Raw genomic sequence first — 9,290 nt, 5'->3', positions numbered from 1 at the left:
GGGCGCCAGGCCCCCTACGGCCAGGCGCCCAGCCCCCAGGTGCCCTACGGTGCGCCGCAGGCCCCGACCTACGGCGCGTTCGCACCGGACCACCCGCAGTCGACCCTCGTGCTCGTGCTGGGCATCCTGGGCCTGGTCCTGTGCCAGGTGATCTCCCCGTTCGCCTGGGTCATGGGCAACCGGGTGATCCGCGAGATCGACGCCAGCGGCGGAGCCGTGGGCGGTCGCAGCCCCGCCAACGCCGGCCGGATCTGCGGCATCATCGGCACGATGCTCCTCGGGCTCGGGCTCCTGATCGCCGTCGGCGTGGTGGTCGCGGCGATCATCGCCGCGGCGTCGACCTGACCGTGGAGCGGACCCCTCCCGCCCGACCGCACCAGCGCTTCACCGAGGACGGCCGCCGGATGCGCGAGGTCCTCTCCTACTCGCGGCGGGGCAGCCGGTTCACGCCCACCCAGGCCCAGGCCTGGGAGGCGCACCACGAGCGCTGGGTGATCCCCGACGAGGCCGTCGACGAGCCGGGCTTCAGCCTGGCCCACTGGTTCGGCCGGGAGGCGCCCCTGATCGTGGAGATCGGCTCGGGGGTCGGTGAGGCGACGGCGGTGCTGGCCGCCGCCCGGCCCGACCACGACGTGCTGGCGCTCGAGGTGTGGCGGCCCGGGGTCGCGGACACGCTCTGGCGGGTCGCGGAGGCCGGAGCCGACAACGTCCGCCTGTGCGCTGTCGACGCGGTCTGGGTGCTCGAGCACCTGGTCGCCCCCGACCAGCTGGCGGAGCTCTGGACCTTCTTCCCCGACCCGTGGCCCAAGACCCGGCACCACAAGCGCCGCCTGGTCGACCCGGGCTTCGCGGCGCTCGCGGCCGGCCGTCTGGCCCCGGGGGCGACCTGGCGGCTGGCGACCGACTGGTCCCACTACGCGGAGCAGATCCGCGCGGTCCTCGACGCGGAACCCCGCCTGACCGGCGGCCCGGTGCCACGGTGGGACGCTCGACCGGTCACCCGGTTCGAGCGCAAGGGCGTCGAGGCGGGCCGGTCCATCACGGACCTCGCCTACAGGCGCCGGTAGCGGACCCGGCTCGGCTCAGGCCGGGTGGCGGACGGGCAGACCGAACGAGTGCAGCACCAGCTCCACCCGGCGGCGTTCCTTGTCCAGCTCCGGCCCCGGAGGCAGGACGGCGAGCAGGTGCGCGATGCCGAGCGAGTCGCAGCACTCGCCGAGCACGTGGTCGTACGCCGCGCGGAGCGCCGACACCCTGACGTAGGACGTGTGCGGCGCCAGCGCGTGGAACCGCTCGCTGCGGCGCCGTACGTCGTCGGCGATCGCCTCGATCGGGCGGTTGGTCGGCTCGAGTGCGGCAGCGACGCGCCGCCTGCGTGACCGGCTCCGCCGCAGCCAGGCCGCGGCGGCGAGAGCGGCGAGCACCAGCCCCGTCAGCGCCACCTCGAGCGGTCCCATCCGTCGAGAGTAGGTCGGCTGCTCCCGGCCGTCGAGCACGTTCGGGTCGCCAGCAGCCGGCTGCGAGTCCAGGATCGGGCCGGTCCGCCGGCACACTCGCAGCGCCCAACCTTTTCCAGCCCTCCGGAGTCCTTTCTCCCCGTGACCACCGAGATCACGTTCGCCGAGTTCATGGCCGCCCGCTGGGGGCCGCTCTACCGGACCGCCTACCTGCTCGCCGGGGACCGCCACGACGCCGAGGAGCTGCTCCAGTCGACCCTCGCCCGCACCTGCGTGCGGTGGGACTCGATCCGCGACAAGGGAGCCGCGGATGCCTACGTCCGCCAGGCGATGGTCCGGCAGGTGTCCCGCACCTGGCGGAACCGGGGACGGGAGACCCTGGTCGAGAACCTCCCGGACGCCGGTCACCCGGGCGGTCTCGACGTGCGCGCGGACCACCTCGTGCTCTGGGAGGCGATCCGGGGACTGCCGCCACGGATGCGCGCCGCGGTCGTCCTGCGCTACGTCGAGGACCTGACCGAAGAGGCGACCGCCCACGAGCTCGGTGTGTCTGTCGGCACGGTCAAGAGCCAGACCCACCACGCCCTGCGGCGGTTGCGCGCCGCCCTGCCCGACCTCGAGCTCGTCACCGCGAAGGAGCCGTCATGACCACCGAGATCCGCGAAGCGCTCAACGCCGTCCAGGACAGCATCGCCGTCCCCCGTGTCGACGAGGTGAGGTTCCAGGCCCTGGTCCGCTCCGAGCGCCGCCGGAGGACGGGCGTCCGGCTGGTGGCCGGGCTCGTCGCCGCCGTCGTCGCCGGCGTGGGCGGCACCCTGCTCGTGACCGGGGTGGGCGACGCGGACCGGGGCACCGACGTCGCGGGACCCCCGGACGGCCCCGGACGTTCGGCGCCGGTCCCCGTCTCGCTGGGCGGCCGCCTGGCGGTGGTGACCCCCGACGGCGCCGTCGTCGGGTCCGGGGTGCGGGTCCAGGAGGTCGTCGGCGCCACCGCGGGTGGCGTCGTGGTGGTCGCCCGGGACCACCACGTGCGACTGGTGCCCGTCGCCAGGTCCGGCGGCGAGACGACGTTCGGCCGGCCGCGCGACCTGGCCGGGGTGCCGGTCCGGTCGGCACACCTGGACAAGCAGGGCCTGTTCCTCGCGTTCGTGGACCTGGACGACACGCTGCACTTCCGTGAGGTGGGAGCGGACACCGACTACCAGAGCACCAGCCTCGACCCGGGAGAGACCGTCCTCGGGATCGACGGTGGGAGCTACACCGGCTACTCCTCGTCCCTGGGCCTGGTCCTGCACAGCAGGGAGGACGGCGGCCAGGGCGGGGCCGAGCTCACCCGCACCCAGGTGGGCATCTCGTTCCCCGCCGACACGGCCGAGCTGGCCGACCTGACGCTGGCCGTGGGCACCTCTGACGGCGTCGAGCTCTTCGACGCGTCCCCGAGCGCTGCCCCCCGGTTCGGGGGCAGTCTCGGCGGCGGGGTGAGCTCGCTCGCGCCGCGTGGGGACGTCGTGGCGACCGCGACGAGCTCGGCGCAGAGCTCGCGGGGGATGTCCACGGGGGTGTGGCTCCTCGACGCGTTCAGCGGCGAGCAGCTGCCGGTGCGCGACTACGACGGTGGCCCCGCGCTGGACATCGCGTGGGTCGACGACGACGAGTTCGCGGTCCTGACCGACGCCGACCGAGCCGAGCTGTGGGTCTGCGACGCCACCGAGCGCACCTGCGGTCAGCGCCTGGTGGCGGCGGAGGGGACGCTGAGCCTGCCGACGTCGTGACCGCTGGTCTGGACCAGTCGGGAGTGGTCCGGAGAAGTTGTTAGGTCCCGGCGCCCAGGGCCTCCTACCTCCGACAACACCGTCACCCACACCACGTTTCGGAAAGGCTCCACCATGAACGCCAAGACCACCCGCCGTCCCCGTCTCCGCCTCGTCGCCGGCGTCGTCGCCGTCGCCGTCGCGACCTCCAGCGGCGCCTACGCCGCCGGGGCGATCGTCACCAGCTCGAAGCAGATCAAGAGCGGCGTCGTCAACAGCGGCGACATCAAGAACGGCACCATCCGGGTCAAGGACCTCAGCCAGAAGACCGTCGACACGCTCAACCCGGCCCCCGCGCCGGCCGACAAGTGGCACGTGGTCGGCACCGCCGGGGAGCCGCACTTCCACGGCTCCTGGTTCCAGTACCCGGGCTACGAGCCGGCGTCGTTCCGCAAGGACGCCGACGGCGTCGTCACCGTGCGCGGTGGGGTCACCGCCGGTGGCGACATCGGCTCCTCGGACGTGTTCGAGCTGCCCGCCGGCTACCGCCCCGCCAACTGCAGCCGGTTCGTGGTGGCCACGACCAACGGGTTCGGCACCGAGAGCGAGTTCGGCTCGGTGACGATCTGCCCCGACGGCGACGTCCAGATGGAGGAGGCCGGCGACGACCGGTTCGTCTCCCTGGAGGGCATCTCCTTCTCCGTCAGCTGAACCACGCGACCAGCGGACCCCTCTCCCCATCAGGGGAGAGGGGTCATCGGCGTTGGGTCAGCCGCCGGCGCAGCTCGGCCTCCCGAGCGAGCCGTGCCTGGTCGCGCTCCCGGCGCGAGGCGATCACCGCGGCGAGGTAGGCCTCGGGGGGCGTGCCCGGCGGCGGTGGTGGCGCGACGTACGCCGAGACCTGGTCTGCGAGCTGCCGCCCGATCGTCTCCCGGGACCGGGCGTCGATGCTGGGCAGCCGGCCCAGGTACTGGCGGACCGCGAGGGCGAGGCCCGTCGGCAGTGCGGCCATGTCGGCGGTGCGGGCCCAGCTCGCCAGGGGAGGTGGCATCAGGGCCGGAGGTGGCAGGCGGAGCCGGACCCGGTCACGGACGACGTAGGTGCCGGCCGCGTAGTCGCCCAGCCGCTTGCCGCGTGAGCTCAGCAGGGCCGAGAAGAACGCCGGGACGCCGGTGAACACGAAGATCTCGACGAACCCGACGAGCGCCCGGACCAGCGCGTGCTGGAAGGTGATCGGCCCCGCGTCGTCGCGGACGGTGCGCAGACCGCAGGCGAGCTTGCCGATCGACTTGCCCCTGGTGAGGGTCTCGAGGGTCGCCGGGAAGACCAGGAACACGATGATGTTGGTGCCGATGAAGGCCGCCCAGATGAGCGCGCCGTCGGTGCGCAGCGTCGCGGTGAGCAGCACGAAGAACGCCGCGATGAACGTGATCAGCGTGACGACGACGTCGATCAGCCCCGAGGCGATCCGGATGCCGAGGCCGGCGGGCGGCAGGTCGAGCGCGACCGCCTCACCGGTGACGAGGTCGTCGGTGGTGAGCGTCGCGAACTCCGGGGCGGACATCGCGGTCAGTGTAGGAGCGAGCGCAGCATCGACTCCCACGAACCGAGCAAGGTGGCCAGGTGGGTGGCGCCGGGGACGACCTGCAGCCGCGCGTGCGGGATCCGGGCGGCCAGCCAGTCTCCGCCGGGCCGGGCCCGCTCGTCCTCCTCGCCGTACCAGAGCCAGGTCGGGCAGCGGACCGCGGTGACGTCGAAGGACCACGGCCGGTAGGTCAGCGCCGCGTCCCGGAGGTAGCCCTCGGGCCGGGCCAGGGCCTCGCGCACCGACGCGGCCAGGTCGGCGGTCGTCGTCATCGACCGCAGGAGATCGGAGTCCTGGGCCGGCAGTCCCGCGGTGAAGCGGTCGGCCAGCGCGGCGTCGTCGGCGTCGGTCGGGTCCAGTCCCGCGACGTACTCGGCGAAGCCGGGCGCGAACCGCGCCATCATCGCGGCCACCGGCTCGTCGGGCTCCGCCTCCGGTGGCGGCAGCGTCGCGACGACGCCGAGCCCGGTGACCCGGCCCGGGTGGGCCGCCGCGCAGGCGGCGGCGTACCCACCGCCCACGGACATGCCGAGCGCCGCGACCTCGTCGACCCCCAGCCGGTCGGCCACCGCGAGGGCGTCGTCGGCGGCGCTCACGTGCGTGGACCCGGCGAGCGCGGAACGGCCGTAGCCCTGCCGGTTGACGCAGAGCAGCCGGGCGCCGGCCTCGCGCGCCGCAGCCTCGCCGGTGCGGGCCGCCCACCGGGTGTCGGGGCAGCCGTGGAAGAAGAGCACGACGGGCCCCGTGTCTGCTCCGCCGAACCAGTACTGGACGGATCGCCCGTCAGGGAGCAACGCCTCCGGCACCCGTTCAATCTAGGCTCTCCTGGTGCGCGTGGCTGCCGTCCTCCTGGTCCTCGCGCTGCTCGTGTCGGGGTGCACCGACGATCCCGAGGGCACACCGGGCGGCCCCCAGCCTCCGCAGGCCGAGGAGACCTGGGGGGAGGGTGCCGCCGACCCACCCCCGCCCGCGGTCTCGGAGGCCGAGGTCCTGGAGCGGGTACGCCGCGGCGTCGAGGCGGCACGTGCCGGGGAGCCGATCCCCGCCGCGACCGCACCGAGCGTGCGGGACCTCAAGACGGACTACTCCGACGGGGGGCCGGACTGCCCGGCGTTCTATCCCGGCAAGGGCGGCTGGGAGCTGTGCGCGCGCGGCGACGCCGCGGGGGAGCGGACCATGGTGGTCATCGGCGACTCGCACGCCCGCCAGTGGGGGAGCCCGCTCGACGCCCTGGCGGCCCGCGAGGGCTACGCGGCCTACCACCTGGTCCGGCTCGGGTGCCCGGCCGCCGACCTCACGCCCTGGCTCAACAAGGGCGACGGCCCCAACCTGCATTGCGAGCAGTTCCACGCGTGGACCCAGGAGCAGGTGCGCGCGCTCCGGCCCGACGTCGTGGTGCTGGCCACCTCCTTCAACCCCAACGGATACGTCGTCGACGGCGTGCAGGTGCTCGACGAGACCGAGCGGCTCCGGCTGCTGCGTGAGGGCATGGCGCGCCTGGTCGACGAGCTCGACCCGTCGGTCGGCCGGTTCGTGGTGGTCGGCGACCCACCCGCCGTCCAGCTCAGTCCGGTCAAGTGCCTGCTCCGGGCCAGGACCCTCGACCGCTGCGCCGCTCCCGGGTCGGACCTCTCGCTTCGGGCGACCGAGGCGGTGCGCGGGGCGGCCGCCGACTCCGGGGCGGCGTACGTCTCGACGGCCGAGTGGTTCTGCCTCGACGGCTACTGCCCGACCGTCCTCGGCGAGCTGCTGTCGTACCGCGACCAGAACCACGTCAGCGACACCTACGCGCGCTACCTCACCGAGGTTCTGGGCGCAGAGCTCGCGTTGGGCTCCTAGGCTTCCCGCGTGGACCTCGACGCCTACGTGCTCGCGCACGCGCACGAGTGGCAGCGGCTCGAGGAGCTCGCCCACCGGCGGAAGCTGACCGGCGCCGAGAGCGACGAGCTGGTGGAGCGCTACCAGCAGGTCGCCACCCACCTGTCCGTCGTCCGCACGTCCGCGCCGGACGGCTCGCTGGTCGCCCACCTGTCCTCGGTGCTGGCCCGGGCCCGCAACCGGGCCGTGGGCACCCGGGTGAGCACCTGGAGCGGCGTCGCCTCCTTCTTCACCGAGCGGTTCCCGGCCGCGCTCTACCGGCTCCGGTGGTGGTGGCTGGGCTGCCTGGCCGCCAACGTGGTCGTCACCGCCGTGATGCTGCTCTGGTTGCTGGACAACCCGCAGGTCGAGCAGAGCCTGATGTCCCCGGCCGAGGTCGACCAGCTCGTCAACAACGACTTCGAGAGCTACTACAGCGAGTACGCCGCCAGCCACTTCGCCTTCCAGGTCTGGGTCAACAACGCCTGGGTGGCGGCGCTCTGCCTCGCCCTGGGCATCCTCGGCCTGCCGGTCGTCTACCTGCTGTTCCAGAACATCGCGAACCTCGCGATCATCGGGTCGGTCATGCACCGGCACGACCACGGCCAGCACTTCTGGGGCCTGCTCCTGCCGCACGGGCTGCTCGAGCTGACCGCGGTGTTCGTCGCCGGCGGGGTCGGGCTCCGGCTCTTCTGGTCCTGGGTGGAGCCGGGCTCGCTGACCCGGGCCCAGTCGATCGCCCGCGAGGGACGCACCGCCGGGACCGTGACGATGGGACTGGTCGTGGTCCTCTTCGTCAGCGGCGTCATCGAGGGCTTCGTGACGCCGTCCGGGCTGCCCACGGAGGTACGCGTGGGCATCGGCGTCGTCGCCGAGCTTGCGTTCCTCGCCTACGTGTTCGTGCTCGGCCGCCAGGCCGTCCGGCGAGGCGTCACGGGCGACGTCGACGGCCGCTACCTCGAGGACCGGGTGGCCACGCAGGAGTAGGTCAGGAGCAGGGCCAGGACCGCCGGTTCGCGCAAAACACCCACGCGGGCCGTGCGACCGAAGGACGATGGAGCGGTGACGTCGCCGGCAGCGGACGACCCGCTGGATCCGCACGTCTCGGCAGCCCTGCTGCACGAGGCTCGGTCACGCCTGCTCCGAGCCGCCCGGGCAGCCCAGCGCGCCTGGCTGGTGGCGCTGGGCGCCGCGCTGCTCCTGGCGCTCGCCGCCACAGCGCTGTTCGTGGTCTCGCTGTACGTCGGTCCGGGCTACGTCCTCATGTGGACGGTGTTCCTGTCGGCGGCGATCTACAACGTCGCCCGCCTGTGGCCGCACCAGCCGGCGGTGCGGGGCGTGCGCCTCACCCGCGAGGAGGTCCGCCGTCTCCGGCACGACCTCGACCCGCACTCACCCGTCTGGCCCGAGCACGTCACCCTCGTGCCGGACCCGGTCGTGACGGTCAGCGGCCGCCACCTCACCCTGGGGCTCCCGCTCCTGGCCTGCCTGGCGCAGGACGACCTGCGCCGGCTCGTCGCGATCGCGGGTCGCTCGTCGGCGAGTGCCGAGGACGAGGGCGTGATCCGCCGAGCCCTCGTCCTGGCTCTGGGGGACCTCGGGCGGGGTCGACACCTCTGGCGTCGCCAGGGCCGCCCGCCCCGTGGGCTGGCCCGGCAGATCCAGCTGACCCTCGCCGACTTCGCCGAGGCGCAGCAGGGGTGGCTGGCGGCCTTCCGCAACAACGCGGAGGCGTCGTCGATCCCCGACTCCCTGGCGCTGCACCACCAGGACCTCGTCGTCGAGGGCTGGCAGCTGCTGCGGAAGGAGTGGCTCGACCCCTCGCTCGCGCGGGGGTGCTGGCACCCGGCGCCCTTCTCCAGCCTGCGCGAGTTCCTGGCCGGCGCGCAGGCCGTGGGTGCCCTGGACGGCGCCCTGCCGCGGCGGCCGGCCAGCGGCTCGGTCGTCGACCTCGTGACCGCGCACGAGGCCGAGGTCGCGGACGTCCAGCTGGGTGACCGGCGTGCGGACGACCTGCGCACGATCACCTGGGCCGAGCACCCCACCATGGTCACCGTGCCGCTGTGGCGGGCGGTCGTCGGCGAGGCGCTCGACGTGAGCCGGCAGCTGTCCGGGGAGGTCACCGCCGCGACGGTCGAGGGGGTGCTCGGCCTGGTGGAGTCCGGGGACCTGTCGTCGGTCGCCCAACGGGTCGCCCCCCACCACGGTGTCGACCCCGAGCAGGCGGACTGGGCGAGCATGTCCCGGTGGGTCGGTGGCTACCCGGCACTGCTGCTCACCGCCGTCGTCGGCATGGCCGCGATCGACTCCGGGCGCTTCCGGCCGCGGTGGAGCTGGCCGGAGGGCACGTCCCTGGTCGACGAGACGGGCTGGGTGCTGCCGCTGCACCCCCTCGCGAACGAGGTCCTGCGGCCGCACGCCGACGGCGCGGGCCCGGCGTTCGTCGAGCTGCGGACCGCGCTCACCGAGATGGGCATCGACGTGACCGCGCCGTTGTGGCTGACCCGTGAGCGGGGTGACACGAGACCGGCCGAGCGCCCGACGGGGTCGTTCGTGGCGTTCCAGGGCCTGAGCTCGCGGCAGGTGATCGTCACCGACCGCGCCCTGCACGTGTTCGGGCGGCCCTGGTCCGCGGGGCTC

General features: G+C 73.9%; 11 protein-coding genes. 8 read left to right on the top strand and 3 right to left on the bottom strand.

Annotated features, from left to right (window positions below):
* Together JHD21_RS12420 and JHD21_RS12415 are read left to right on the top strand one after the other, a co-directional pair.
* A partial coding sequence (locus JHD21_RS12420) for a hypothetical protein (RefSeq protein WP_292675582.1) occupies nt 1-345 on the top strand: 345 nt, incomplete at its 5' end.
* A 2-nt stretch (nt 346-347) separates the two neighbouring features.
* On the top strand, nt 348-1,067 hold the full coding sequence (locus tag JHD21_RS12415) for a tRNA (guanosine(46)-N(7))-methyltransferase TrmB (protein ID WP_292675578.1): 720 nt from the start codon (nt 348-350) through the stop codon (nt 1,065-1,067).
* 15 nt (nt 1,068-1,082) lie between these two features.
* Here the strand turns inward: JHD21_RS12415 and JHD21_RS12410 are convergent, their stop codons facing one another.
* Nucleotides 1,083-1,457, bottom strand: coding sequence for a hypothetical protein (locus tag JHD21_RS12410; RefSeq protein ID WP_292675575.1), 375 nt, complete (start codon nt 1,455-1,457; stop codon nt 1,083-1,085).
* A 141-nt stretch (nt 1,458-1,598) separates the two neighbouring features.
* Here JHD21_RS12410 and JHD21_RS12405 point away from each other — a divergent pair, with 141 nt between their 5' ends.
* From JHD21_RS12405 to JHD21_RS12395, 3 genes are all read left to right on the top strand, one after another.
* Complete coding sequence (locus JHD21_RS12405; RefSeq protein WP_292675572.1) at nt 1,599-2,105, top strand: SigE family RNA polymerase sigma factor; 507 nt, start codon at nt 1,599-1,601, stop codon at nt 2,103-2,105.
* Entirely contained in the window at nt 2,102-3,229 is a 1,128-nt protein-coding gene (locus JHD21_RS12400) for a hypothetical protein (protein ID WP_292675569.1), read from the top strand. The genes JHD21_RS12405 and JHD21_RS12400 overlap by 4 nt, the downstream gene beginning before the upstream one ends.
* A gap of 114 nt (nt 3,230-3,343) precedes the next feature.
* Complete coding sequence (locus JHD21_RS12395) at nt 3,344-3,919, top strand: hypothetical protein (RefSeq protein ID WP_292675567.1); 576 nt, start codon at nt 3,344-3,346, stop codon at nt 3,917-3,919.
* A gap of 43 nt (nt 3,920-3,962) precedes the next feature.
* Here JHD21_RS12395 and JHD21_RS12390 read toward each other — a convergent pair whose 3' ends face one another.
* A complete protein-coding gene (locus JHD21_RS12390) occupies nt 3,963-4,772 on the bottom strand; it encodes an RDD family protein (protein ID WP_292675564.1) in 810 nt (269 codons plus the stop codon).
* 5 nt (nt 4,773-4,777) lie between these two features.
* A complete protein-coding gene (locus tag JHD21_RS12385) occupies nt 4,778-5,599 on the bottom strand; it encodes an alpha/beta hydrolase (RefSeq protein ID WP_292675561.1) in 822 nt (273 codons plus the stop codon).
* A 22-nt stretch (nt 5,600-5,621) separates the two neighbouring features.
* Between JHD21_RS12385 and JHD21_RS12380 the strand changes: the two genes are divergently transcribed.
* From JHD21_RS12380 to JHD21_RS12370, 3 genes are all read left to right on the top strand, one after another.
* Nucleotides 5,622-6,632: an SGNH hydrolase domain-containing protein gene (locus JHD21_RS12380; protein WP_292675558.1), complete on the top strand. Its 1,011-nt coding sequence runs from the start codon at nt 5,622-5,624 to the stop codon at nt 6,630-6,632.
* Nucleotides 6,633-6,641: 9 nt separating this feature from the next.
* Nucleotides 6,642-7,637, top strand: coding sequence for a stage II sporulation protein M (locus JHD21_RS12375; protein WP_292675555.1), 996 nt, complete (start codon nt 6,642-6,644; stop codon nt 7,635-7,637).
* 75 nt (nt 7,638-7,712) lie between these two features.
* Nucleotides 7,713-9,290: hypothetical protein (locus JHD21_RS12370; protein ID WP_292675551.1), on the top strand; the 1,578-nt coding region annotated here is incomplete at its 3' end.

The organism is Nocardioides sp. (assembly GCF_016462705.1).
In the GTDB taxonomy this organism is placed as follows: domain Bacteria; phylum Actinomycetota; class Actinomycetes; order Propionibacteriales; family Nocardioidaceae; genus Nocardioides.
This window is presented reverse-complemented; position numbering and strand designations above follow the sequence as displayed.